Genomic DNA, 24,120 nt, shown 5'->3' with positions numbered 1-24,120 from the left:
GCGGATAGGGGTGGATTATCGGCCTGCTGGCTTGGCGCCGCGTCGCTCTGGCTGCTTGAACTTGCCGAGCTTCATGGCGAGCTCAACTTCATCTCGCTTTTCGAGTTTGTTCATCGCATGCTTCTTCACGCTCAATGGAGACTGGTTGCGGCCAGCATATCGAATCGATCGAACACGGCTCAACACTCCAGAACCCTGTACACGCTTGGTAAAGCGTCGCAAGATACTGAGACTATTCTCGTTGGCACCCTTCTCTACTTGGACATTTATCATAGTTTCAGTATCCTAACACACTAGCGAATTTTCTTCAAATATTCCTGCAGTTTGGCCAAAGGGATGGTCTCCTGGTGGCGGGTGCTCATTTCGCGGACGATCACGGAGCTTTCGCGAGCTTCTTTTTGGCCCATGATGATGGTGTAAGGGATTTTGCTGTTCTCAGCACTCTGGATTTGGCCGGAAATCTTGTCTTTGCCGATAGATTGGGCGAGCGGCACTTTGGCCTTGCGGAGCATTTCGATGACTTCGAGACTCTTCAGCTTCGCTTCGAAGCCGAGCTGGACGAAGTACACTTTCGGGTTTTTGTTGTGACGGTTGCGGTTGAACAGTGCCTCTTCTCGAGGCTTTTTGTATGAGACGGTCACGCCGACCGCACCGATCTCTTTGCGATAGCCGAGCTTCTTGGAAATACCGTTGTAGCGCATGCCGGTGGCGAGCAAGGTGTTGGTCTCCACTTCGCGGATTTCGAAGGCGGTCTGCGTCCACATGTTGCGGTCGCAGATCAGGCCGTTGTGAATCTTGTATGCAATACCAAGGCTCTCGAGATATTCGAGCACTTCACGGAAGTGTTGGCGGGACAATTCGGAGAGGAAATTAATCGGGTTCGGTGCGCTCTCGTGGACAGGGCGGCACTTTTCGTCGTCACATTCGTATACTTTGAAGATGTCCGTCTTCATCGCCTGGCGGCAGTGGTTTGAGAGTACGCTGATATGTTTGCGGTAGTGGTTGGAGAGCTCGCGGCAGAAGCGGTTCATGGAGTCGCGGTCGCCAATGCTGTTGACATGCACCATCAGTTCGCCAAATCCTTCCTCACGCAATGTCTCGACAACGCCCTTGATAAGGGTCGCTTCCGCGATGCTTTTGGTGGTACCGAGTACGTCGAGGTGAAAGGTCTTTACGCCTGGCCACTTTGCCTTGCGCGAACCTTCGTGTTGGACGAGGCCTTCGTAATACAGCATTACCGGCTGGCTCCAGGTGAACATTTCCTGTTCGTGGTACATGCGGAGGATGGCCACTTTGTCTTCTGGGTGGATGAGGAGTGGCTTTTTGATGAGAGGCTGGTCTTTTTTCGAATACGTAATACCAAGAAACTTCCGAGCGTTGTCCATGTCCACTTTTTCGAGGCGCGGTGGGTTGATCAGCTCGAAGCCGTAGTACGAGGCGATCTCCGCGGACTTGCCGGTCGCGAGCACCTTTGCCACCACGGGCGGCTTGTTGATGATCGGCTCAACCTTGGCGAATTTGTTGGAAGCGTGAGACATGGTGTTCAGAAGTTAATTGGTAAAATGCGCGACGCCCGGTAGGAAATTGATCTTGGTCGGTGGCAACAGGCGGACGAAAGGTCGACCGACGATGTATTTTTCTTCAAGCACGCCCCATGAGCGCGAATCCGAGCTTGCAGGGCGGTTGTCGCCGAGGACAAAATATTCATCCTCGCCGAGCACCTTTTTCATGCTATCGAGTGAATGGTTTGCCACGTACGACTCTTCCAATATGATTGGTTCGGCACTCGAACTATTGCGAATCGAGACTTTGCCGTATTGAATTTCGACAGTTTCACCCGGCAGGCCGATGACACGTTTGATATAGAAGCGTTTTGCCTCGGTCGGTGCCGTGTATGGGTATTGAAAGACTGCTACTTCGCCGCGTTGTGGTGTGCGGAAGTGATATGAGAGTTCGTCGACAATCAGATATTGGCCGGTCTCGAAAGTTGGATCCATCGACGGGCCATTTACGATGAATGGTTTGGCAACGAAGAGGCGGATAGGGAGGACGATGAGGAGAGTGATCAAGATAAACTTCCACAATTCAGAAAACGATCGTTTCAATGTTGATGTTTCTGTACCTTGTGTATCGAGAGTGGTCATTGCAAGCAATTTTAGCGCGACCGAGTGAGTTGACGCAAGAGCAAGACATGTGTCGCACCATTATTTTTTGTCACACGAACACATTTTTTCAGCTTGCGCATGTTTTTTGCATCGCTGCTGCTCGCGTGCTACACTTTTTCCAACATGACATACATTATCGCAGGCCTCGGCAACCCCGGAGACGAATACCTGAACACGCGGCACAATGTCGGCCGCATGGTCGTCGACGCTTTTGTGAAAAAACACGGATTGCCTGAGCTTGAGGCTGATAAAATGCTCAAGGCTCTCGCGACCGAGGGGAAGATTGAGGGTGCACATGCACTCACTGGAAAGATGAAGAAAGAAAAGGTAGTCGTGCTCGAGCCGGAGACCTTCATGAACAAGTCGGGTGAGTCGGTGGCGAAGGCGGTGAAGAGCAAGAAGGCGGCCGAGCAGCTCGTGGTCATCCACGACGACCTCGATCTACCGCTCGGCCGCTTGAAAGTATCATTCAACAAGAGCTCTGGTGGACATCGCGGTGTGGAGTCCGTCATTAAGGGCGTGAAGACTCAAGAATTCATCCGATTGCGCATTGGCATCACACCTGCGACTGCTGGTGGCAAGCTCAAGAAGCCTGAAAGTGAGGACCTCATCAACGATTTCATAGTCGCCGATTTCAAAAAGCCCGAAGCCGAGACGCTCAAGAAGGTAATCAAGACCGCAGTCGAAGCGCTCGATTGCGTCATCCTGTCCGGGCGAGATGTTGCGATGGGGAGCTTTAATTCGCTGCAAATTTAATGAAAGTAAAGATTGTTGTATTTGTTCCGGAGAGCCATGCTGATATTCTCAGGAAAGTGGTTGGTGATGCCGGGGCAGGAAAAATTGGCAATTATAGCCACTGTTCTTTTTCCTTAAAAGGGAAAGGCCGCTTTTTTCCTCTAGACGGAGCAAATCCAACCATCGGCGAAATCGGTGCTTTTGAAGAAGTTGATGAAGAGAGAATCGAGTTTGTCTGTGATAAGGAAAATGTCGAAGGGGTGATTGATGCGATAAAGAAGGTACACCCATATGAAGAGGTGGCTCTCGATGTTTACCCGCTCGAGTCATTTTGAAGTACTGATTTACAAATGGTGACACAATGTCACCATTTGGGTTTTGAAGCTGTGCATAAAAGCTAAAGTTTTCCCTACTACTTCTTAGGTAAAACTTTAGCTTTTCTTAGCAGTTTCTCTATCGGTGCCTTGCTACACTTTTTCCACTATGGGAAAAGACAAGAAAACGCAGTTTGCATCTGGGAAGATTCGAGACGTCACTTCACGAGAAGGGAAAAGTCTACGAATAGTTAATTTAGTTCTATCGAGAAAGGTCCAGGTGGGAGTTGTTGCTGTAGTCCCCGCTTTTCTCTCTCAGGATGGACAGAAAAGAGACCTTGTTTTTAGTAAAATGATTGCGGATAAGATCAGGGGAGACCACGGAGAGTTTCTTCCGGAAAATTTTGTCATAAACGCAAACGATTGGGATGGTGCGCTGGTAAATATGCGTTCTTTTAGAAATGGCATACTTGAACCGCCGAATTCCAACAGAATCAATTTGATCAAAAAGGTTCCAGATTCAAGTACCTTTCTTTTGATCGCTGCGGAGAAACAAAATGGCTTCTTTGTCCTTACTCATTTTGGGACCGTGATGAGTGGGGGAAATGAACTGAAAAGCCTCCTCGGGCGAGGAGACTTGATAGGTCCGACTGGGACTCCCCTGGGTCCAGCAGACTTTCTTGTCGCTCCCTCGCCAAAGGCGTTTCTTCGGGGGGTTTCAGGAAGCGGAGATGACAACAATATACCAAAAAGCTGTGAGTAAATCAAATAAGCGTTATCGGCATGTCCACACAGAGAAGCTCTTTTTGTTTCTAGCTATTCTTCTTCGCAAATCCCTCGAACGCTTTCAGAAGCTCCATTGGCAGGGTGAAGATGACCGTGTTCGATTCATCGGATGAAATGTCGTTTATCGACTGCAAGGTGCGCAAGTGAAGGGCGCCAGGCGATCCTGCGAGTACTTGCGCAGCTTTGGCCATGTTCTCGGATGCAGCGAGCTCGCCTTCAGAGGTGATGATGACGGCGCGCTTCTCTCGTTCAGCTTCTGCTTGCTTGGCAATAGTTCTCTCCATGTCAGGTGGAAGCGACACGTCTTTGAGTTCGACATTAGAAACCTTGAGTCCCCAAGCGGTTGATTCGGAGGAGATGACTTCTCGAATGCGGTTGGCGATGGTCTCGCGGCCTGAAAGGAGGTTGTCGAGGGTGGTTTCGCCGACGATATTTCGCATTGTAGTCTGAGCGTATTGCGACATGGCGTACATGAAATCCTCTACTTCGAGAATAGCCTTTTCAGCAGACTCGACTTTGTAGTACAAGACAGCATTCACCTTGACTGAAATATTGTCTTTTGTGATGGCATTCTGGTCCGGCACGTCGACAGCTTTTACTCGCATATCAACCTTTCGGTACGACTGAAATACTGGCACAACGATCCTCCAGCCCGGCTCCATGATCTTGCTGAAGCGGCCCATAGTGAACTTCAGTCCGCGCTCGTACTGGTTGACTTGGCGAAGGCTGGCAAGAATGATGAAAACGACGACTCCAATGATTGTGTAATACATGACGATAGTATAGCAGAGATGTGTGATGAGGACTTCTCTTCATAATTTCTTTACCTTTTCTTAGGCTTTTCTTTAACATTTTTTATATGTTTCTTGAGCACTATTTTGCTATACTAGCTTTACTGCAAGATATAAGAAATAACAGAATGTCAGAAAATCTAAATCCAATCAGTAAAATCGCCGTCTTTAAGGGCACGAAGATTCGAAAAATCATCCGCAACAATGAGTGGTGGTTTTCGGTGGTGGATGTAGTGCAGGCGCTTACCGATCAAGTCGATGATCTCACTGCGAGAAAATATTGGAATAAACTCGCGCAAAGGCTGAAAGACGAAGGGAGTCAACTGGTGACATTTTGTCACCAGTTGAAATTGCCGGCCCCTGATGGCAAGATGCGAGAAACTGACTGCGCCAACGCCGAAGGCTTGTTCCGCATTATCCAGTCAGTCCCTTCACCCAAAGCCGAACCATTTAAGCGTTGGTTGGCTACTGTAGGCTATGAACGCATAAAGGAGATCGAAGACCCTGAACTTGCCACAAAACGCACTCGCGCTCTTTATAAAGCTAAGGGCTACGATGATGCCTGGATCGAAAAGCGTATGAGGGGTATTACCATTCGTGAAGAATTGACCAACGAGTGGCAGAATCGAGGCGTCAAAGAGCAAAATGAATACGCTATTCTCACCGCCGAGATATCAAAAGCGGCTTTTGGCATGACGCCGAATGAGTATAAAACCCTAAAAGGTCTCGAGCGAGAGAATCTTCGTGATCACATGAATGACCTAGAACTCATCTTTTCAATGCTCGGTGAGGCGGCGACCACAGAAATTGCTCGAACTACTGATGCTCAAGGGTTCGTTCCAAATAAAGTTGCGGCTACGAAGGGTGGGACGATTGCTGGCGATGCTCGCAAGAAACTTGAATCCTAGAGCGGAAAAAAGATAAGTACGAAGGAGAATTATCTGAAGGAGGTGCAAAAAACAAAGAGGTTAAAAAAGTAAAAATACAAAACAAAAAGAGCTTCCTCTGGGAAGCTCTTTTTGTTTTGTATTTTTCGATTTCTTACTTCTTATCGACAAACGCGAGTGCCATCTTCTGCTCCCGCGGATCGAACAACGCGATCTTGAAGTTGTAGGTTTTGCCGAGTTCGAGCTTGGCGCGGAGCTTGTCCTCACCGCCGAATTCGCTGACGTGGACCAAGCCCGCGACGCCTTCCTCAATAGAGGCGAGGGCACCGTGTCGGTTGAACTTGATGATCACGCCGCTCACGACATCGTCCTTCTTGTACTTCTTTGCCGCTTCCTTCCAAGGGTTCTCCTTGAGTGCCTTGATAGAGAGGGAAATCTTGCCTTCCTTGATCTCGATGATCTTCACGCGGACCTTCTGACCAGTCTTGAACATGGTGCGAGGATCTTCGACGAGTGACCAGTCGATCTCAGAGATGTGGACCAAGCCTTCGAGGCCGTCTTCCACCTTTACGAAGACACCGAAGTCGACGATACCAGTGACAGTACCTTCGAGCTCATCGCCCACATTGTATTTGCCAATGATCTCCTGCTTGTCTTTCTGATCCGGATTCTTCTCAGAGAAGATGAGCTTGCCTTCCTTTGGAATCGCAGAGATGACGCAGACAGCAATGCGCTGGCCGACGAGCTTCTTCAACTCATCCAAAATACGATCCTTGTCGCCATCAGCTACGCGAGGGTAGTGCTCAGCTTTGAGCTGGGATGCTGGGAGGAAACCCATGATGCCCTGCCACTCGATGATCAAACCGCCCTTGTTGGCTTCCTTCACTGGCAATTCGTACACCTTTCGGTCGCGGATCGCGTCTTCGATCTCACTCCAAATGAGGGCCTGTCGAGCTTCCTTGAGGGAGAGTTCAACGTAGCCGTTCTCATTTTCTGCATCAACAACCTTGGCAGCAACATTGTCTCCGATGTTGATCTTCTTGATCACATCTCGTGCGGCGATGTACTCGCGGCCGTAGATGATACCAGTACCGTATGGAGGCAAGTCGATGTACACACCGGTTTTGTCGATGTTTATGACTTTACCTTCCACGACGTCGCCGACTACTGGGGTAGTCGCGGTCTGCTCAAGGAACGAGTCCATGAGGTGCGCCTTCTTTGGAGCCACTTTCTCCGCTTCAGCCTTTGCCTCTGCTTTCGCCGCTGCTTTTCCGGCTGCGCGAGGAGACTTTTTCGTCTCAGTTGCTTCCGCAACCTCAGCCTTCGCTTCGGTTTTCGCGTTTACTTTTGCTTCCTTCTCGTCTACTGGCACGGCTTTCGCCTTTTTGCCGATCTTGAACAACATGTATATAAATGTCGACTTCGTTTCCGTGCTACGCCGTGAGGCCGGCCTGGTCGCTTGCCGACACTATATATAGTGTGCGGTGGCGACTGGCTCCCTCATGCGCCTTGGTGCGCGGGGTTATCGAGGTCGAAGACAATTAAAGCTCTTGACGAGCGTTGGGATAGTATATCTAAAATGGCTGAAAAGGCAAGCGGCGCGGCTGTAGAGGTGCGTAGCGCTGGAGCCGCGCCGCGAGTATGCTATACTTTTACCGCTATGGTAATCACATATTTAGGCGGAGAGTGTTTCAAGATGCAGTTTGGCGACATGGTGATCGCTTTCAATCCGCCGGCCAAGGATTCGGAGCTCAAATCGCCCCGTTTCGGTGCGGACATTGGATTGGTGAGCTTGAATCATCCAGATTTTAGCGGCGCAGAGCAGCTGGAATTTGGCGAGAAAAAGCCGTTCATCGTGTCCGGTCCTGGGGAATACGAGGTAAAGGGTATTTTTATTAAAGGCTTCAAATCGAAGTCGCAATACGGCGGCAAGGACAAGCTCAATACCATCTACACCCTTGGTCTCGACAATATGAACATTTGTTTTCTTGGTGCGGTGAGCGAGGATCTCGATGCGGAGACCAATGAGGCGATCGACGATATCGACGTGCTCTTCGTGCCGATCGGTGGTGAAGGCGTGTTGTCTCCGGCCGCAGCATACAAGATGGCGGTGAAGCTCGAACCAAAGCTCATCATTCCAATGCACTTTGGGTCTATTGGCAGCAAAGACGCGCTCAAGGCATTTTTGAAAGAAGCGGGCGAGACCACCAAACCTGTGGACAAACTCACAATCAAAAAGAAGGATTTGGAAGGGAAGAGTGGCGATGTGGTGGTGTTGGAGCCGGCGAATGCATAGAGACGCCTGCCGCGCGGGACACGTGAACGGCGACACTATATAATAGACATATGGAACGATTCTTCTCCGAGTTGCGCAATAAGCCGTATCGATACCGAAGAAATGTCGCTCTTGGGGTGGCGGTAGTGGTGACCCTTGTCATCTTTTCTGTCTGGGCGGTCTCGACCAAGGAACGTTTCGAGGCGCGCTTGGATGGTATGGCACAGAAGGCGGCGACGAATACTGCTACGAGTACTGCTTCGGGTGCATCGAGTACGGCAGCCGTCGAGCCGGCGAGCCCATTCGAGGCGATCTCGCAGACTTTTTCTGAAGGTTTCGATACCATAGAAAAGCAGTTTGAGGAACTCTCCAAATTGGCAGAATAGTGCTAGAATAGAGGCTCATTATTACACGCGTTTCATATCACGATGTCATCTAAAGATTCAGACAAGAAGCCAAAGGGCGGCAGCGAAGGCAAAAGCGATAAGGGCGGAAAAAGTGGCGCATCAGAGGCGTCGGCTTTGCCTGCACGCGAGAACGTGGTGAGTCGCAGCATCACTACCGAAATGCGCGACTCGTATTTGGACTACGCGATGTCCGTGATCACTGCGCGAGCCCTGCCTGACGTGCGCGACGGTTTGAAGCCGGTGCACCGACGTATCTTGTATGCAATGCACGAGATGGGCCTGGTGGCGAGCGCGAAGACGCGAAAGTCTGCGGCGGTGGTGGGAGACGTGCTCGGAAAATATCACCCGCACGGCAACGTCGCGGTGTATGAATCTATGGTGAAGATGGCGCAGGATTTTTCGATTCGATACCCGCTGATCATCGGCCAGGGTAACTTCGGTTGTTTTACAAAAGATACGGAAGTTCGACTCGCTGATGGGCGCAATCTTTCTTTTGGTGAACTCATCAATGAGGACAAGAAGGGCAAGAAAAATTACACCTTCACTGTTTCAAAAGAGGGAAAGGTGGAAATTGCTCAATTGATAAAGCCGCGACTGACGATTAAGGACGCTGAGATCATGAAGGTGGTGCTCGACAATGGAAAAGAGATCAAATGTACGCTAAACCACAAATTCCTTCTGAAGAATCAGGATTATAAAGAGGCGCAATATCTAAAGCCAGGTGAATCATTGATGCCTTTGTACAGCCGTCTTTCTGAAAAAGGAGAAAGTGCACTTTCGGATATGGTTGGATACGAGATGATCTACCAACCTCTCGATAATACTTGGGAGTATGCGCATCATTTGGCCGATGCCCTCAACATTTCTATTGGTAAATATGCCAAGTCAGCCGGCAAGGTCCGACATCATGTCGATTTTAATAAAGGCAACAATAGTCCAGAAAATATCCAGCGAATGCAATGGATCGATCATTGGAGACTTCATTCCGAACTGACTGCTGGCCGACATAAAAATGATCCCGAGTACGTAAAGAAGCTTGCGGAAGGTAGAAAGGCGTTTCGTGCAAAGGCTGGCGTAAAAGAGCAGTATAGCCAGGCGATGTCGGAAAGGAATAAGCAGAATTGGCAGAATCCTGAATACCGTGCGCAGATGATCGAGACGCTCAGTCGAGTGAATCTTGAGTACATTGCAGCTCATCCAGAAAAGCGTCTGGAACTTTCGGCTCGCGCAACCAAGACCTTGAAGCGTTTGTGGCAGGATGAGGCGTATCGCCAAGAGATGCACGCGCGGATCATCAAGGGAAACAAAAATCACACCACAAACAAGACCGGGAAGAAGAAATTCGACACGGTTTGCAAGAAATTGATCGAGAAGGGTGTACCGCTTTCCAAGGAGACTTACGAAGAATTTCGTCCGAAGGTGTACCCGTACAGGTCGGCCACTTCATGGGAGGTTGGTTTCAGTAAATATTACGGTTCTAATCTCGACCGACTTACGGTTGAGCTCGTGGGAAACCACAAAGTTTCTCGCGTTGAATTCTCAGGCGAACGCGAAGATGTATACGACCTCACTGTGCCGGTAAGCCACAATTTTGCGCTGGCGGCGGGCGTATTCGTGCACAACTCAATCGACGGTGACGGCGCCGCGGCAGAACGATACACTGAGGCGAAGATGGCGCGCATCTCGACCGTGATGCTCCAGGATATTGAGAAAGACACTGTCGACTTCCGACCAAACTACGAAAACACTCGAAAAGAGCCGGGCGTGCTGCCGGCTGCTGTCCCGAATCTCCTTTTGAACGGCACCCTTGGTATCGCCGTCGGTATGGCGACCAACATTCCGCCGCACAATCTCGGCGAAGTGGTGGATGCGACCACGCATCTCATCGACAACTCCGATGCTTCTGCGGAAGACCTTTTGCAATTTGTGAAGGGTCCGGATTTCCCGACTGGCGCGATGCTGTACGCTTCTGCCGAAATGAAGCATGCGTATACCACTGGCCGCGGCGGCGTGGTGGTGCGCGGCGAAGCGGAAATCGTGGAGACTAAGAACGGCTCGTTCCAGATTATCATCACCTCGATCCCATATCGAGTGAACAAAGCCGACCTTATTTTGACCATCGCCGACCTCGTTCGCGAGAAGAAGGTCGAAGGTATCAAGGGCCTCCGAGACGAGTCTACGAAAGACATTCGCGTGGTGATCGACCTCAAGCAGGGTGCTTTCCCACAGGCCGTGCTGAACTTTTTGTATAAACACACACAGCTCGAAGATACGTTCCACTTCAACACCGTTGCCCTCGTGGACGGCGTGCCGCAGACACTCTCGCTCAAGAGCGTGCTCGAGGAATTCATTAAGCATCGACAGGTGGTGGTGCGTCGTCGCACCGAATTTGACCTCCGCAAGGCTGAAGACCGTGAGCATATTTTGCTCGGCCTCAAGAAAGCGCTCGACCATATCGACGAGATCATTAAATTGATCAAAAAGTCGAAGGACACCCCGGAGGCGCATCTCAATTTGATGAAGACCTTCAAATTCTCCGACCGCCAGGCGACTGCTATTTTGGAAATGAAGCTGTCGCGTCTCGCGGGCCTCGAACGACAGAAGATTGAAGACGAACTCAACGCTGTGCAGGCGCTCATTCGCGAGCTCAAGGATTTGCTCTCGAGCGCGAAGAAGATTTTGGCGGTGATCAAGAAAGAACTGCTCGAAGTGCGTGCAAAATATGGCGACGAGCGACGCACCAAGGTCATCCGTGGAGGTGTGAAGGAATTTAAGCCTGAGGACACCATCCCAGACGTGGACTCTGTGCTCGTGTTCACTGCGGGTGGCTACATCAAGCGTACCTTGCCAGACGAGTATCGCCGACAGAAGCGCGGCGGTGTAGGTGTGGTGGATCTCGATACGAAAGAAGAGGATTTCATCACCCATATTTTGAATGCGAACACGCATGCGGACATGCTGTTCTTCACGAACAAGGGCAAGGCGTACCAGATCAAGATGTACGAGATCCCTGAAGGCAAGCGCGCGACCAAGGGCAAGTCAATCGTAAACTTTTTGGCACTGGCCGACGACGAACGCGTCACCTCGATTCTCCCGATGCCGAAGGAGGTGAAGAAAAGCGGTCTCAGTCTCTTCATGATCACCAAAAATGGCGTGGGCAAGAAGGTGAATGCCGAAACCTTCCACGATGTTCGACGAAGTGGCCTCATCGCTATCGGTCTGGAGTCTGGCGATAGTCTCGTGTCGGTACGATTTGTCGAGAAGGGCGATGAGGTGATCCTTGCGACCAGCGAAGGTCAGTCGATCCGATTCAAGGAAACCGATATCCGCGAAATGGGCCGCGCAGCCATGGGTGTCATTGCGATGCGTCTCGAAAAGGGCGACACCGTCATTGGTGCCGATGTGGTGAAGAAGGATATGAAAAAGCCAGCACTGCTCGTGATCATGAGCAACGGCTACGGCAAGCAGACTGAGCTCTCCGAATACAAGGTGCAGAAGCGCGGCGGCTCCGGTATTTTGACCGCGAAAATCACCGACAAGACCGGCAAGGTCATCACTTCGAGCGTGGTGGATGTGGCTGCGGCTGCCAAGGAGGTGAAAGAAGGCGAGGTCGGTGATGGTGCCAACGAGCTCGTGGCCATCTCCAAAAAGAGCCAGGTCATCCGCTGCGATATCAAGGAGATTCCGGTCCTCGGCCGACAGACCCAAGGCGTACGTATTATGCGCCTGCGAGATGGTGACACATTGGCGAGCGCGGTGTGTTTGTAAGGTGTGGTGATTCTCGCGATTTTTAGAAAATAAGGCAAGAAAAAACGCCGCCTGGATTGCTCCGGGCGGCGTCTTGCGTTTTCGAAACTGACTGCAGTGGGATGCGTTTGGATCCTCATTGCTCACGCAAGCGGAGGAAGCGAAGCGGTCCCATACCTGGCCCAATGTTTGTAGGGCAGGCGTGATTGGTCATGCCGTGTTGGTCCGGGAGCGAAAAGGTCGCGCTCACGGTCCACACAGCATCCGTTCTGAGAGACGTCGCGCTCTCGAGCACCACTTGCCGACCCGGGATGCCCACGAAGCTTACTTTCGGCGCGCCGTTCACCAGGCTAATGCTGGTGAGCACCGGCGCGCCGATCGGTTGTCCGGTCGGGAGCCAATACTTTGGAAACGTGCCGTCGGCTGCTTCTAGAGCAAGAACCGTCGGAGTCCCGTTGGTGAGCAGCGAGAGGTGGATACCGATGCGGGCAATGCCGGAGAGGCGGAGGAGTCTGAACCCATCCGTGTCGAAGTAATCGGCGTAGTGCGCCGGATCCTCCTCCAGATAGTTGATGGTCGAATTCCCCCACGTCTTGCTTAGCACTTCGCTCGTGCTGCCGTCCGGGTTGCTCGTAAAAACTCGAGCACACGTCGGTCGATCGGAGAATCCGAGAAGATACCAGGTATACCAGGGTGTTGCCGGCGGTGGGCCGTCGAAATACCTCAGGTTGGGAAACGGCAGGAAGACGTATCCAGCGACATTGATCGGGATGGTCTCCGCTGTTGCGTCAGCCGGAAGTCGGAAGCCGCCAACCCCATTGGTGACCAAGGGGAAGACGACATTGACCTGCGCCATTTCCAGTGTTGTCGCGGGGATATCCGGACTTTCACTGGCGAAGACGCTCGGGATGTCGGCCTCTTTGGCGGTGGTCTTCAGCAGAAACCTTGAATTCGTTCCATCGCTATTCGCCAGAGGGTAGTTTGTTGCCAAACAGGCCATCTGGAACGCAACCTCGCGAAGCTTGTTGGTGAACGCTTCCGGCGTGAGGCCGGAGACGGACACGTTGGTGCGCGCGATGGGTTGCACGATCTCGACAGCGTAGTAGTCGTGGGGCCAGCGATAGAGGAGGGCCTCGATCGTGTTGACACCCGCAAATTGCGCGGTGCGAATCTGGCTGAGCGTGCTTGGAAGCACGTCAGCCGCTCGAACGTCTGCCGTGGACCACAAGGTCAGGCAGGCGAGGGTGCTAACAAGGGCGACCAGCGCCCGATTGAGTAGGGCATTCATAAGTCAAATCCATGGGCAGGGGGTTGTGGTTGAGCTGCACTGCAGTGAGTTGTCAAAGCTGTTTTTGATATTACCTCTAAAAGCGCAAAAAGTCAATAGTTATCCACACGTGCTTAAAATGGCTAATGCCAAGGACTTTACAATCCCCAGAAAGTGATTTTGGTTCAGATGAACAGTGGTATACTAAATGGGTACTATTATCCGTTGCATTTATTTTCATTATGAAACATATTCTCGCTTCTCTCCTTGGCGTCGCCAAAGTCGCGATTCTGATGCTGGTTGTAGGATTCGGCGTCACTAGCCTCTCGGCTCAGTCGTCTTGGACACCGGCGCCAGCCAACCCTCCGGCAAACAATGCGTCTGCTCCAATAAATATCAGCTCATTGATGCAGCGAAAGTTTGGGCCGTTATTTCTCGGGACCACGGCTGTGTTGCCGAGTCCACCGAGTCCAATAACGAGCACGTTTGATGTGCTCGGCTTGGCAAGTACCACGATGCTTTCGACTGACACTCTCCTTGTGTCGAAAGCCGTCACCTTCGTCGCCGGCTCACCGATGAAACTCCTCACCTTCGGTTCTTTAGGTCTCACTCTCGCCGACGGCACACAAGGCGCTGGTAAGGTGCTCACTTCGAATGCGAGTGGTCTCGCAAGCTGGCAGACATTGCCAGCTGCGCCGTCTACCCCTTCTGGAACTCCTGCAAACACCGCGATTCTCGGCCCACTCGCCTACAGCGCGCAAGATTTTGGAAATAATAGTGCAAATTACGTGGAGAGCACATTCACCCTCGCCGGGCCGACCGATGTGGTGATCACTTCGTCAGTGAACGTCTGCGGCGCCATCATTTTCAATGTGTACATGCGCGTTGATGGTGTCGAGAAGGACAAGAAAGCTTTCCGAGGTGAATCAAATGGTGCAGACTGCGGTACGGTAAATCTCTCGAGCCGAGTGAGTCTTGCTGCTGGAAGTCACACGGTGAAGATTCAGGGCGGCTTGTTCACGTCTTTCCCTGGATACGGCAACACCACGCGACCTGTCGACACCTTTGTGTATGTTCTCGGAGGGGTGAGTGGTGGTACCACCTCAAGTCCTGCGGTTGTCGGTTCTTGTGACGCGAATCCTTTTCAGGCAACTAACCAGAGTGGTCCAAGTATGCTGAGTGGGACCACTTACCAGAACACCAGCGGCACTCAGCTGATAGTGGTTGCCACCGCAAGCGAGACGTCATTTAGCGGTCAGAATGCCTTAGCTGGTTATATCGGCGTCTCTAGTGCATCGACTCTCGTCTCTCAAGAGATTTTTACTTCTACCAATAGAAATTCGATCACCTTCCTTGTGCCACCGGGCTATTACTACAAGGTGGTAAATGGAGCTACAAACAGTCCGACACTTAGTTCAACTGCATGGAAATTGTGCGGAGGAGGCAGTACAACATCGGGTGGCGGATCAGTATTGAAGGGTGTTCTAACTCTCGCATCCAGTCGCAACGTGGCACCTACAGGTGCGTATGTTTCCGACTCGATAACCGTTACTGGGGCAAGTGTCGGCGATTCTGTAAGCGTGAGTCTGCCTAATAATTATTATAATAATTACACTCCTATCACCGCCCCACTTCCTTGCGCTTCGATCGATGCTTCTGTGGTTAGTCCTAATATGGTAAAGGTTAGATTTAGTAATGCGTATGACGGAACCGCTTGTGCTGTTCCGGCCGGGACGTATAATGTTTTTGTGGGCTCTTCTGCTGGGGTGAACACTGTTACTGCCTCAGCGGGAGTGTCCCAGATTATTGCGGGCACTGGGGTGACGATATCTCCAGCGAGTGGGACGGGTGCGGTGACAGTAGGAATGAGCCCGGGCCAGGGCATGATGGGCGATGTGCCGGATGCGATCTTGTGTCAGTCAGCATCAGATACTTCAAAAGTGATCATGTATGCGCAAGGAGTGAACACTGTTTCTTGGGGAACTCCAGGAAGAAGAATTTACTCAAGCGATTCTGATGCCGGTCCGCATCTCACTGTGTATTTTCATCCTACCACTGGAGCCTGGATCAATGATGTAGTCGGTTTGTCTCAGTCGTATACCAACGCGATAAATGGGTGTCGGGATAGGAACTTAAGTCAGCAAACTGGCTTCAAATTTGCTGGAGTGAACAATGTTACCGCCGCTGCACCCGCAGCGGCCGCGGGCACTATCTGTGGTTCGGCGACACGCAAGGGAACCATGACCCAATTTAATACCGTCTCTCTTGCTACCGACTCGTGGGGGTGTGCAGTGGATCCTACAGGTGCAAACTTTAATGGCCCCGCTGAATCAAATGACTCACAAAGGAGGACCGTGTTAAACAATGGCACATGTACCGGTGCCAGAAAAGTTGTGGTAGATGCACTGGAAAGAAGTTTCATTTGTGTGAAGCAGTAGTTAATTCGCTGGCCACAGCCAACAATGTTCTCCCACCCGCACAAAAATACTGATCAGCTGGGGTTGATGCCTGGAATGAAGGTGGCGGATTTGGGAGCGGGCGTCGGGGCGTATGCGATCCCAGCGGCACAGGCAGTGGGCGAGAAGGGTCGGGTGTATGCGGTGGAGGTGCAGCGCGATTTAGTCGCGAAGATCAAGGCCAATGCTGAACATGCCGGCCTGAAGAATGTCGAATATCTTTGGGGTAACATCGAGCAGCGTGGCGGCACCCATATTGGCGATGAACTTGTGGATTTCGTGATTGTGGCGAACGTGCTGTTTCAAGCGGCCGACAAGGTTGGGCTGGTCGCGGAGGTGCGACGGATTGTGAAAAAAGGTGGAAAGGTCGCGGTGGTGGATTGGAAAGAATCTTTTGGCGGCATTGGTCCGGCGGTGCAGGAAGTGGTGAGTGAGACGAAGACAAAAGAGCTTTTTGTGCAAAATGGCTTTCAGCATGTGCGCGGCATTTCGGCAGGGGATCATCATTACGGGCTTATCTTCACAAAAATATGAAAAATATGACCACGTTTCAGATCGTCCTCACCGGCATATTTGCCGGAGCGGTGCTCGTGGCCTTGGTGGTGTTTGCGACATTTAAAGGTTCTTCAAGCAAAGGCTTGATGGCGATCACTTTGTGGGGTACTTTGCCGGCAGGTGATTTTGCTCAGGTGGTTTCTACGGTAAATCAAGTGTTGCCACAGCGGCTTGCTATCAATTATGTCGAAAAGAAGGAGAAAGATTTTGATCGCGAACTCACCGAGGCTCTGGCTTCTGGGGTCGGTCCGGATGCGGTGCTACTTCCACACACCAGCTTGTTTCGCCAGCAGGGGCGTATCTTGCCTATCCCGGAGGCGAGCCTGCCGCTCCGCACCTTCCGAGATACCTTTAGTGACCAGGCTCGCCTGTATGAGATGTCCGGCGGCGTCTGGGCGCTGCCTTTCGTGAGCGATCCGCTCGTGATGTATTGGAACAAAGACATCTTCAACACTGCTGGTTTAGCCAATCCGCCAAAGCATTGGGATGAATTTCTCACATTAGCACCTCAGCTCACCAAAAAAGACGCGGCGGGCAATATTACCCAAAGCGCTGTGCCGTTTGGCGAGGTGGTAAACATTTCGAATGCGAAAGACACCCTCTCAGCACTGCTGTTGCAGGCCGGAACCCCTATTACAAAGATTGACCAGAATGGTGCATTCTCTAGCACGTTGTCTGATCGCCCTAAAGGAGTCTCCGATATTCCAGCAGTCTCTGTAGTGGCTTTCTACACGCAATTTTCTAACCCTTCGAAAACGACATTTACATGGAATCGGGCCATCGGTGACGCGCAGAACTTCTTTTTGGCCGGCAATCTTGCCACCTACTTTGCCTTCGCTAGCGAGAATGAGACGTTGCTTCGCAAGAATCCAAATCTCAATTTTGATATCACCGCTTTGCCACAACCGCGCGACGTGAAGGTGCCGATGGTGTACGGCAAGCTCTATGGCTTGGCCTTGATGAAGGCGGGAAAGGATCCGGTCGGTGCTTTCCAGGTGCTCTCTATCTTGGCTGATCAGACATTTGTCAGTACGTTTGCTCAGCAGACAGGGTTCGCGCCGTCGCGTCGGGACTTGCTCGCGACGGCGCCGGCCGACCCTGCTCTCGCCGTATCGTACCGATCCTCTCTCATCGCTCGCAGCTGGATCGATCCTGAACCAGTCGCTACTGGTGCGATCTTCAAGCGCATGATCGAAAGTGTCACTTCCGGCAAATATCGCCCAAGCGAGGCCGTGAGCGCGGCCTCCCAAGAGCTCCAGGCTTTGCTACGATAAACACATGCACCCTTTTTTTAGAAAAATCGCCGCTTCAGTCGTCCTCTCGAGCTTGCTGTCCGCGCTCCTCTTTCTGTCGTTCTCTGCCATCCTTATTCCGGCACCTGTCGCAGCAGCTAGTAACGGTTTCTTCGGGCTTCAGAAGCCAAACCTCATCGTCTGTGGTGACTTTGATAACCCCGACAATACCGCCGCGGCGCACGAATGTACCTTCGCTGATGTGGTGTTGCTCGCCAAGAATGTGGTCAATTTTGCCTTCTACCTCTCCGTCCCCGCCGTTATCCTGCTCCTCTCCTATGCGGGCTACCTCTATATGACTTCCGCTGGCGATGAGGGGAAGGTCGGGCAGGCGCATACAATCTTTACCAACGTCGCTATCGGCTTCTGTATTATCTTGGCGGCGTGGCTGATTGTTACGACTTTATTGCAAGCCTTATTGAATCAGGTGAGCTACCCGATTTTGAAAGGGAACACAATTGAGATAAAATAGAGACATGAAATACTTCTCACACACGAGGCAGTTCAAACCTATCTTCAAGAAACTCATGGCGCATTGTTTGGTGGCCGGAGTACTTCTCACTGTTGCTGTACCATTGGTCCATGCGTCGGTCACAAACGAAGCTCTCAGTTTCTCCAATCCGCTCAAGGCAAACTCTATCGAAGATCTCCTTGCCGATATCCTAAAGCTGGTGAGTCGCCTCGGCGCCATCATCGCAGTGCTCTACTTCATCTACGGCGGCTTTTTGTATGTGACCGCGCAGGGTGATGAGGAAAAGGTGGGCAAGGCGCACGGCACCCTCAAGTGGGCGGCGGTGGGTACTGCTGTGCTGCTTAGTGCGGAGATCATCGCGAGGATTATTGAGAATACAGTGAAGAGCGTCAGTAATATCTAACATTCATGCTCAACGGCGTCACCGATTTCAAAGACTTCATCGATGTCTTGTACGACATTATTGGCGGTACTTTGGCACCCCTATTGTTTGCTACCGCGATTGTCGCCTTTCTCTATGGTGTACAGAAGTATATTTTGGCCGGTGCCAGTGAGGACAAAGTGAAAGAGGGCAGGGATATGATGATCTACGGCATCATCGGCTTGGCCGTGATGTTTTCCGTGTGGGGATTGGTGCGCTTGGTGATCAATACCTTTTTTGTTGGGTTCTAGCCGCCGCGGCGCTCCGGTCTGCCTGTCCACACCCTTGGTTTGTCGCCATTCTAGGGGCTGGTATAATGTCGGGAGGTAATATCTTTGCCTTTAAGAAGTGTATTACTTTATTATCAGCAGTTTATTCAATTTTACGTATGAAAAAGCTTTTTTACGGAATGTCAGCAGCAGCGGCTGCTCTCATGGCTCCGATTTCGGTGTTTGCGGCAGTGAGTACCGACTTTGAAAATACAACCCAAGGTCTTGGTGGCATTGCGCAATTATTCCGTTCATTCCTAGACTATGCAGTACCCTTTCTTATTGCTTGTGCCGTTGTGTATTTCCTCTATGGGGTACTCCAGTATGTGATCATGGGTGACGACGAGGAGAAGAAAGAAAAGGCGAAGAGCACTATCTTGTACGGTATTGTCGGAATCTTCGTGATGGTCTCTGTGTACGGACTCGTGACTTTGTTAAAAAAGACGTTTAACTTAGAAGAACAGGGTCTGACAGCACCAACCTTAGACACTCTCCAGTAATTCAGTCACTGTATATATCCCGTGTCCAGCGCCACCGACTCATTGATTTCAAAGCTCGCAGAAGCAGTGGTCAATCCGGTGCTGAAGCTGGCATACGCCGTCGCCTTCCTTGTCTTCCTCTGGGGCGTGTTCCAATACGTGAGAGGCGCTGACAATGAAGATGCGCGAGCACTCGGGGTGAGGCACATGACGTGGGGGGTTGTCGGTCTCGCGATCATGGTGACGGCCAAGGCCATTGTGAGTCTCATTGGCGCCACGGTCGGAGTCTCAGTGTTCTAGGTAGTGCGGGCCATCCCGCAAAAAATATAAAGGCAAAGAAAAAAGAGCGCAACACCAACCGGGTGTCGCGCTCTTTGCGTTGGGGTGGGGCTGTAGAGCCTCAACCACTACTATTCGATCTTCCGTTGAAGGAAGTAGCGGAAGGTGGTGCCTTCCGCAAAGATCTCCCCGGCGAACCGGTTCGGATCTCGTGGGTCGATGTCGCCCGTGAACTCGCCGCGGGTGCGATCGCCTTCGTCCTCCCAAGTGCCGGCTTTCTTTCGGCCGTCCCACTTGTAGAGGACGACGACAGGCCGGCCTTGCATGAAGCGCTCGACGCTGAACCACATGTGTGGGTGGTCGCCGCGCACTTCGTTGAGCACCCAGGCTCGGCAACGAATTTCTTCGTTCGAGCCCGACTTGTATGCCGCGAAGGTGTATGAGACCTTGGGCGGCGTTACCGATGCTCCGGAGCTGGCCACGAACTCTTGCGAGGGTGTGAGGCCATTCGCTTGCGGACGGATCCAGATGGCCCAGATGCCGAAGCCGAGGCTTGCGAGGAGTCCGATACTCCAGACCCACTTCCAGACTAGGCCGGCGGTCTTGAGTTGGATCTTTCGTAGCTCCACCCGTTGCCTGATGGCTGCTTCTGCTGCGGCCCTGATGTCGGCGGCGGTGGGTGTAGCGGGAGCGCCTGCTGTGCCGCCGGTCGCAGGATTTGCTCCGGTGGTTGGTGGGTTAGTGGCTGTAGAGGCACCACTCGGATTTGCCCACCCGATGGTCTTCCAGACGGCAATGCCGCCGGCGATGATTGCCAGTATTACAATGAGGTAGCTCATAGATTACTCCGTTTCTTTCGTTGTTATGGACGAGCCGGGGTGGGCGGCGGTGTTGGCCGTGGTGGTGTCGCAGGGACAGTCACCAGTAGCCGCTTCGCCGCTTCATCTCCGAGTGCCAGCGTGCCGATTGAGGCAACTGAATCAGCGAAGAGTCCTGCTGTAGCAGCAGGGTTTTGCGTATAGGCTTGGAGCCGATCTCTGAGCACTTGATTCTTGGCCTGGCCTTCTGCGAGGTCCGCAGCCGCTTTGTGTGTCGCGGTTATCACGGCGGCCTTGCCATTCGCGTCCGCAATCGTGCCAGCCATCATTGCTGCTGTCAGTGTCTCCCTCTGGGCGCCAATCTCGCTGCCGAGATCAACGTCTAAGACGCGAATTTCAGTGACTTCAACGCCAACGGAGGTGGTCAGTGACGGGTTGTGGGCATTACCGTTGTTGACGATATCCTTCACCCCATCAATGATTTCTCCACGAGGAGTTTTTCCCACCGTGGCTGGCGTGCAATCATGATACTTGTTGCGCAAGAGTTCGAAGTAGGTATGCATCGCTACACGCTCGCGGACGACATCCTTAATGGCTCCAGTTGCCATATCGACCCAGGTATTGCTCCCGACTCGGTATTGCATTTTGTGGATGTTTCGTGCCTGAAAGGTCACGAGGAGCACGAGCTTCGTTGGAATCACTTGATTCTCCGGTCCCGCACTTTCGAGATCGGTGAACGAAATGCCTAGCGTGCTGATGTAGAACACTGACTTCGCCTCGCCGATCTTCGGCGTTAGGTGGTAGTCGATGCCTCCCGATGCTGTTCCGGGGTCCTTCACCAATTTGTTGTAGGCGAGAGGGTATTTCCGTAGTTGGAAGAAGGGATAAATCCCGATCCACCAAGCATTGAACATTGGCATCAAAAGCCACTTCTCCAGCATTCGCATTGGCCACCAGGCGTTACCCTTGAGGTATGCTTCGTAATGTTGTTCGTAGTCCGCGGTGTCTTTTGCCCACTGTTCCCGTTCGGTGACAGTGGCTCCAGCAGGGAGTGACTTGGGAGGAATTTCTTTCACTACGCCAATGTCAGGTCCGTGCTGGACAACAAACACGCCGCGCACGCCGGAGACGAATCTCACAGGTGCGTCATCACCGTTGATGAAGGTGAAAAGTTCATTTTCACTGGCAAACTTGAAGAACTTACCTCGTTTCGCTAACCCGTAGGCTCCGAAGACGAGGAAGACGAGCCACAGTGTGGTGGCAATGGCCACCAGTGTCCACATCAGCGAACTCCAATCGGGAAGCGACCAGTTAGGTAGCTTGTCCCAAATGCTAATGTCCGGCATGTGGAACTCGGGCAGGTTTTTGAACCCGCCGAAGTGATTGATCGAAGCGAGGATGACGAAGCTCAGTCCGAAGAAGATCGTGAGCGCGCCGAGGATTTTGTGTTTCATAGTTTTGCTAGGTTGTCAGGGAAGCGGTTTTGCCGCTTCGGGCAGGGGTTTCTGGCGCTTTTTTTGAGTTGTTCGGCGCCGGTTGTTCTGGTGTGAATGATAGCATATAAAAAGGTAAAAGTCAAGTGGCGGAAGGAGTGGTAGCGGGTGTCGTGGAATGGCTTTGTTGAGGCACGGTTTTGGGTGTGCCGGTTGTTGTGCGGGCAAAAGAAAACGCCCTTTCCGGTGATGGCCGGAAAGGGCGGGAGTGAGAGGAGCGAATGTCGCCTCAGGCCTTGATCAGGGCAAGCAGTTCGCTGAGCATGAAGGGCTTGCTTAGGAAGAGAAATGGCCGAGAAATCGTTGCTCGTGCGCGCTCGATATTGTCCGCATCCGCAGCGCCGCTCATAAGGATGAGCTGAGCGCTAGGGAAGAGCTTTGCCCCGACTTGGAGGACCGCGTCGCCATTGAGGCCTCCGAGGTGGTAGTCGCTCAAGATGACGTCTGGCCAATTGGCTTTGTCGCCAGTGGCGATGACCTGCAATGTGGTAACGGCTTCGATGCCGTCAGCCTTGAGAGTCACATCAGCCCCCTCAATGGCTTTTGGCAGGAATTCAGAGAGGACTCTGGCGAGCGATAGCTCGTCTTCCGCGATGAAGATTTTCATGGTTTCAAAGACCGCAGTTTTGGTTGAGAACAAAAAGTAGCATATCAGTAATACGGTACTTCGTCAAGTGGTGCGCGGGAGAGGCTTGGCCACGAGTTCTTCTCGCTGTGCTCGAAGCCTCTCGGCCCCGCCTCAGAAAAGCTTCCCCGAAGCTTTTCTTCCGGCTTTCAAGTCCTCTCCGCTTTGGTATGAAAAAAAGCCGACAGAGAGTCGGCCATTTTTCATATGGTGCGCGGGAGAGGACTTGAACCTCCATGCCTTGCGGCACTTGCTCCTAAGGCAAGCGTGTCTGCCATTTCACCACCCGCGCATAGGGGTATCGTAGCATATTTGAGTGGTCACGGATAATTTCTTCGCCGTCGCTCAGAAATTTCCTCGACCCCGCCTCGGCTGTTTTGCCTGCTGACAAAACATGCCTCCGGCTTGCACCTGTACGAAAAAATCCGGGAATGGTCCGGATTTGTTTCGTCAGGTGCACCCAGTAGGATTCGAACCTACGACCTACCGCTTAAGAGGCGGATGCTCTACCAACTGAGCTATAGGTGCATGTCGGGAAAATATAACAGATTTCTGGGGGATTCGCAAGAAAAAAGCGCCGCCCACGTGAAACGGGGCGACGCGTGAGGGTGTCGAAGTGATGCAGTGCGAGACGTCGTGGTCAGGCTTGGCCGAGCGAGGGATTGCGAAGAGCGATCGGCACGTCCAGCTTGCCGGCATTGTGCACGGCCGAGACGGGCGCACCGCTTCGGATTTTCGAGTCTGAGTCTTGCCGAGCCTTTGCTGGCTTCTCGCTCAGCGGAACGTGAACTTCTCCGGCAGGCCCCAAGCGCCGAGCACGTAGTGTTCGTAGCCGCCAGTCATCTTCGGGCGCCGAACCGACAGTATCGGGTCTTCGTCGAAGGTCTCTAGCTCGAACTCTGCATCTGGATGCCGAGCTTCGATCTTCAGCACTGCCTGCTGGAGTTTCTCGGGGGCTTTGAGTGCTGATAGCAAGAGGAACATCTCATAGGGTTTGCATGTCCAACTCTGCCCGACCTTCCACTTGGCGTAAGCTGCGATTCTTGTGCTCGCTTCATGGCGGTAAGCCTTGGTATCCGAGGCTTCCTTGATGGCCTCTTTCAACCAGCCGCCAAAGGCATACACAGATGCCAGGCCAACCCAAGCGAACATGCTACCAAAAGCCAAGCCGAGCAGGAAGCCGAGACTCATGATGATCGCCGGAAACTTCCAGCTCATGGCGAGTTGACGAGCCAACGTCGGCGACGTCCGCACCCATTCAGCGAGGTCGGCGAAGAATTGCTGCTTCACCTGTAGCCTGTGCTGCTCCGCTTCGCTTGCGGTGAGCGGCATGAGTCCGCAGTTCTGGAGGATCGTGGCGCGCAGGGAATCGTGTCGCTGTGCCCACCGGCGTTCACGGCTGTTCTGCCGAATACCGCCGGTGTGTTTGGTGTTGTTGTGACCGCGATGACGACTGCTTGTCAGGTTCGTGTCCTGGCCAGACGTCCTTGTTGTTTCTGGTAGTGTTGCGTTCACCGTCGACCTCCTTGTGTTGAGGGTTGTTGTTTTGAAAAGAGGATTCGGCACACGCCGGTCCATTTCTAATGC

Annotated in this window: 25 protein-coding genes, 2 tRNA genes and 1 pseudogene; 16 read left to right on the top strand and 12 right to left on the bottom strand. The window is 52.3% G+C overall.

The window, feature by feature from the left end; genetic code table 11:
- Nucleotides 1–15 precede the first annotated feature (15 nt).
- The 3 genes from AAB391_01745 to lepB are packed head-to-tail and all read right to left on the bottom strand — an operon-like array spanning nt 16 to nt 2,144.
- Nucleotides 16–273, bottom strand: coding sequence for a hypothetical protein (locus tag AAB391_01745; protein ID MEK7645028.1), 258 nt, complete (start codon nt 271–273; stop codon nt 16–18).
- A gap of 20 nt (nt 274–293) precedes the next feature.
- The gene (locus AAB391_01740; protein MEK7645027.1) at nt 294–1,538 is read right to left on the bottom strand and encodes a His/Gly/Thr/Pro-type tRNA ligase C-terminal domain-containing protein; all 1,245 of its coding nucleotides are present in this window, start codon (nt 1,536–1,538) and stop codon (nt 294–296) included.
- A gap of 12 nt (nt 1,539–1,550) precedes the next feature.
- On the bottom strand, nt 1,551–2,144 hold the full coding sequence (lepB, locus tag AAB391_01735; GenBank protein MEK7645026.1) for a signal peptidase I: 594 nt from the start codon (nt 2,142–2,144) through the stop codon (nt 1,551–1,553).
- Nucleotides 2,145–2,288: 144 nt separating this feature from the next.
- Here lepB and pth point away from each other — a divergent pair, with 144 nt between their 5' ends.
- From pth to AAB391_01720, 3 genes are all read left to right on the top strand, one after another.
- The gene (gene pth, locus AAB391_01730) at nt 2,289–2,921 is read left to right on the top strand and encodes an aminoacyl-tRNA hydrolase (protein MEK7645025.1); all 633 of its coding nucleotides are present in this window, start codon (nt 2,289–2,291) and stop codon (nt 2,919–2,921) included.
- On the top strand, nt 2,921–3,235 hold the full coding sequence (locus AAB391_01725) for a hypothetical protein (protein ID MEK7645024.1): 315 nt from the start codon (nt 2,921–2,923) through the stop codon (nt 3,233–3,235). The genes pth and AAB391_01725 overlap by 1 nt, the downstream gene beginning before the upstream one ends.
- 148 nt (nt 3,236–3,383) lie before the next feature.
- Nucleotides 3,384–3,977 (top strand): hypothetical protein, encoded by a 594-nt coding sequence (locus tag AAB391_01720; GenBank protein ID MEK7645023.1) that lies wholly within the window; start codon nt 3,384–3,386, stop codon nt 3,975–3,977.
- A gap of 49 nt (nt 3,978–4,026) precedes the next feature.
- Here the strand turns inward: AAB391_01720 and AAB391_01715 are convergent, their stop codons facing one another.
- Nucleotides 4,027–4,773: a slipin family protein gene (locus tag AAB391_01715; GenBank protein ID MEK7645022.1), complete on the bottom strand. Its 747-nt coding sequence runs from the start codon at nt 4,771–4,773 to the stop codon at nt 4,027–4,029.
- Nucleotides 4,774–4,919: 146 nt separating this feature from the next.
- Between AAB391_01715 and AAB391_01710 the strand changes: the two genes are divergently transcribed.
- Nucleotides 4,920–5,699: a Bro-N domain-containing protein gene (locus AAB391_01710; protein ID MEK7645021.1), complete on the top strand. Its 780-nt coding sequence runs from the start codon at nt 4,920–4,922 to the stop codon at nt 5,697–5,699.
- 133 nt (nt 5,700–5,832) lie between these two features.
- Here the strand turns inward: AAB391_01710 and AAB391_01705 are convergent, their stop codons facing one another.
- Nucleotides 5,833–7,083 (bottom strand): S1 RNA-binding domain-containing protein, encoded by a 1,251-nt coding sequence (locus AAB391_01705; GenBank protein MEK7645020.1) that lies wholly within the window; start codon nt 7,081–7,083, stop codon nt 5,833–5,835.
- Nucleotides 7,084–7,338: 255 nt separating this feature from the next.
- Between AAB391_01705 and AAB391_01700 the strand changes: the two genes are divergently transcribed.
- From AAB391_01700 to AAB391_01685, 4 genes and pseudogenes are all read left to right on the top strand, one after another.
- Entirely contained in the window at nt 7,339–7,974 is a 636-nt protein-coding gene (locus AAB391_01700; protein MEK7645019.1) for an MBL fold metallo-hydrolase, read from the top strand.
- Nucleotides 7,975–8,024: 50 nt separating this feature from the next.
- Nucleotides 8,025–8,339, top strand: a complete 315-nt coding sequence (locus AAB391_01695) for a hypothetical protein (GenBank protein ID MEK7645018.1) — start codon at nt 8,025–8,027, stop codon at nt 8,337–8,339.
- 180 nt (nt 8,340–8,519) lie between these two features.
- Nucleotides 8,520–8,807, top strand: a pseudogene (locus AAB391_01690) (DNA gyrase subunit A).
- Complete coding sequence (locus tag AAB391_01685; GenBank protein ID MEK7645017.1) at nt 8,781–12,128, top strand: DNA gyrase subunit A; 3,348 nt, start codon at nt 8,781–8,783, stop codon at nt 12,126–12,128. The pseudogene AAB391_01690 and the gene AAB391_01685 overlap by 27 nt, the downstream one beginning before the upstream one ends.
- Before the next feature lie 115 nt (nt 12,129–12,243).
- On the opposite strand, the gene AAB391_01680 is transcribed toward AAB391_01685, so the two are convergent.
- Entirely contained in the window at nt 12,244–13,395 is a 1,152-nt protein-coding gene (locus tag AAB391_01680; protein ID MEK7645016.1) for a hypothetical protein, read from the bottom strand.
- A 221-nt stretch (nt 13,396–13,616) separates the two neighbouring features.
- On the opposite strand from AAB391_01680, the gene AAB391_01675 reads away from it, so the two are divergent.
- From AAB391_01675 to AAB391_01640, 8 genes are all read left to right on the top strand, one after another.
- Nucleotides 13,617–15,812 (top strand): hypothetical protein, encoded by a 2,196-nt coding sequence (locus tag AAB391_01675; protein ID MEK7645015.1) that lies wholly within the window; start codon nt 13,617–13,619, stop codon nt 15,810–15,812.
- 24 nt (nt 15,813–15,836) lie between these two features.
- Nucleotides 15,837–16,364 carry a methyltransferase domain-containing protein gene (locus AAB391_01670; protein MEK7645014.1) on the top strand — a complete coding sequence of 176 codons (528 nt, stop codon included), beginning with the start codon at nt 15,837–15,839 and terminating at the stop codon, nt 16,362–16,364.
- On the top strand, nt 16,361–17,659 hold the full coding sequence (locus AAB391_01665; GenBank protein ID MEK7645013.1) for an extracellular solute-binding protein: 1,299 nt from the start codon (nt 16,361–16,363) through the stop codon (nt 17,657–17,659). The genes AAB391_01670 and AAB391_01665 overlap by 4 nt, the downstream gene beginning before the upstream one ends.
- Before the next feature lie 4 nt (nt 17,660–17,663).
- A complete protein-coding gene (locus AAB391_01660; GenBank protein ID MEK7645012.1) occupies nt 17,664–18,149 on the top strand; it encodes a pilin in 486 nt (161 codons plus the stop codon).
- A 4-nt stretch (nt 18,150–18,153) separates the two neighbouring features.
- Nucleotides 18,154–18,552: a pilin gene (locus AAB391_01655; protein MEK7645011.1), complete on the top strand. Its 399-nt coding sequence runs from the start codon at nt 18,154–18,156 to the stop codon at nt 18,550–18,552.
- Nucleotides 18,553–18,557: 5 nt separating this feature from the next.
- The gene (locus tag AAB391_01650) at nt 18,558–18,821 is read left to right on the top strand and encodes a hypothetical protein (protein MEK7645010.1); all 264 of its coding nucleotides are present in this window, start codon (nt 18,558–18,560) and stop codon (nt 18,819–18,821) included.
- A 137-nt stretch (nt 18,822–18,958) separates the two neighbouring features.
- The gene (locus AAB391_01645; GenBank protein ID MEK7645009.1) at nt 18,959–19,339 is read left to right on the top strand and encodes a hypothetical protein; all 381 of its coding nucleotides are present in this window, start codon (nt 18,959–18,961) and stop codon (nt 19,337–19,339) included.
- Nucleotides 19,340–19,360: 21 nt separating this feature from the next.
- Entirely contained in the window at nt 19,361–19,618 is a 258-nt protein-coding gene (locus AAB391_01640) for a hypothetical protein (GenBank protein ID MEK7645008.1), read from the top strand.
- A gap of 110 nt (nt 19,619–19,728) precedes the next feature.
- Here the strand turns inward: AAB391_01640 and AAB391_01635 are convergent, their stop codons facing one another.
- From AAB391_01635 to AAB391_01610, 6 genes are all read right to left on the bottom strand, one after another.
- Nucleotides 19,729–20,436, bottom strand: a complete 708-nt coding sequence (locus AAB391_01635; protein MEK7645007.1) for a hypothetical protein — start codon at nt 20,434–20,436, stop codon at nt 19,729–19,731.
- Between the two features lie 23 nt (nt 20,437–20,459).
- Nucleotides 20,460–21,869: a hypothetical protein gene (locus AAB391_01630; GenBank protein MEK7645006.1), complete on the bottom strand. Its 1,410-nt coding sequence runs from the start codon at nt 21,867–21,869 to the stop codon at nt 20,460–20,462.
- Between the two features lie 268 nt (nt 21,870–22,137).
- On the bottom strand, nt 22,138–22,515 hold the full coding sequence (locus AAB391_01625) for a response regulator (GenBank protein MEK7645005.1): 378 nt from the start codon (nt 22,513–22,515) through the stop codon (nt 22,138–22,140).
- A gap of 226 nt (nt 22,516–22,741) precedes the next feature.
- Nucleotides 22,742–22,825 (bottom strand) — tRNA-Leu (locus tag AAB391_01620).
- Between the two features lie 163 nt (nt 22,826–22,988).
- Nucleotides 22,989–23,061: transfer RNA gene (locus AAB391_01615), tRNA-Lys, on the bottom strand.
- A gap of 246 nt (nt 23,062–23,307) precedes the next feature.
- Nucleotides 23,308–24,099 (bottom strand): hypothetical protein, encoded by a 792-nt coding sequence (locus AAB391_01610; protein MEK7645004.1) that lies wholly within the window; start codon nt 24,097–24,099, stop codon nt 23,308–23,310.
- Between the last annotated feature and the right edge of the window lie 21 nt (nt 24,100–24,120).

It is taken from the genome of Patescibacteria group bacterium (assembly GCA_038065315.1).
Taxonomy (GTDB): Bacteria; Patescibacteriota; Minisyncoccia; order Phycocordibacterales; family JBBTRF01; genus JBBTRF01.
Note: the sequence above shows the minus strand (reverse complement) of the source record. Positions and strands in the feature narration are given on the sequence as shown.

Coding starts and splice junctions, on each gene's coding strand:
- AAB391_01635 (MEK7645007.1), bottom strand. CDS start 20,436: ATGAGCTACCTCATTGTAATACTGGCAATCATCGCCGGCGGCATTGCC.
- AAB391_01715 (MEK7645022.1), bottom strand. CDS start 4,773: ATGTATTACACAATCATTGGAGTCGTCGTTTTCATCATTCTTGCCAGC.
- lepB (MEK7645026.1), bottom strand. CDS start 2,144: ATGACCACTCTCGATACACAAGGTACAGAAACATCAACATTGAAACGA.
- AAB391_01655 (MEK7645011.1), top strand. CDS start 18,154: ATGAAATACTTCTCACACACGAGGCAGTTCAAACCTATCTTCAAGAAA.
- pth (MEK7645025.1), top strand. CDS start 2,289: ATGACATACATTATCGCAGGCCTCGGCAACCCCGGAGACGAATACCTG.
- AAB391_01740 (MEK7645027.1), bottom strand. CDS start 1,538: ATGTCTCACGCTTCCAACAAATTCGCCAAGGTTGAGCCGATCATCAAC.
- AAB391_01745 (MEK7645028.1), bottom strand. CDS start 273: ATGATAAATGTCCAAGTAGAGAAGGGTGCCAACGAGAATAGTCTCAGT.
- AAB391_01695 (MEK7645018.1), top strand. CDS start 8,025: ATGGAACGATTCTTCTCCGAGTTGCGCAATAAGCCGTATCGATACCGA.
- AAB391_01660 (MEK7645012.1), top strand. CDS start 17,664: ATGCACCCTTTTTTTAGAAAAATCGCCGCTTCAGTCGTCCTCTCGAGC.
- AAB391_01665 (MEK7645013.1), top strand. CDS start 16,361: ATGAAAAATATGACCACGTTTCAGATCGTCCTCACCGGCATATTTGCC.
- AAB391_01675 (MEK7645015.1), top strand. CDS start 13,617: ATGAAACATATTCTCGCTTCTCTCCTTGGCGTCGCCAAAGTCGCGATT.
- AAB391_01680 (MEK7645016.1), bottom strand. CDS start 13,395: ATGAATGCCCTACTCAATCGGGCGCTGGTCGCCCTTGTTAGCACCCTC.
- AAB391_01625 (MEK7645005.1), bottom strand. CDS start 22,515: ATGAAAATCTTCATCGCGGAAGACGAGCTATCGCTCGCCAGAGTCCTC.
- AAB391_01630 (MEK7645006.1), bottom strand. CDS start 21,869: ATGAAACACAAAATCCTCGGCGCGCTCACGATCTTCTTCGGACTGAGC.
- AAB391_01650 (MEK7645010.1), top strand. CDS start 18,558: ATGCTCAACGGCGTCACCGATTTCAAAGACTTCATCGATGTCTTGTAC.
- AAB391_01720 (MEK7645023.1), top strand. CDS start 3,384: ATGGGAAAAGACAAGAAAACGCAGTTTGCATCTGGGAAGATTCGAGAC.
- AAB391_01705 (MEK7645020.1), bottom strand. CDS start 7,083: ATGTTGTTCAAGATCGGCAAAAAGGCGAAAGCCGTGCCAGTAGACGAG.
- AAB391_01725 (MEK7645024.1), top strand. CDS start 2,921: ATGAAAGTAAAGATTGTTGTATTTGTTCCGGAGAGCCATGCTGATATT.
- AAB391_01645 (MEK7645009.1), top strand. CDS start 18,959: ATGAAAAAGCTTTTTTACGGAATGTCAGCAGCAGCGGCTGCTCTCATG.
- AAB391_01710 (MEK7645021.1), top strand. CDS start 4,920: ATGTCAGAAAATCTAAATCCAATCAGTAAAATCGCCGTCTTTAAGGGC.
- AAB391_01700 (MEK7645019.1), top strand. CDS start 7,339: ATGGTAATCACATATTTAGGCGGAGAGTGTTTCAAGATGCAGTTTGGC.
- AAB391_01670 (MEK7645014.1), top strand. CDS start 15,837: ATGTTCTCCCACCCGCACAAAAATACTGATCAGCTGGGGTTGATGCCT.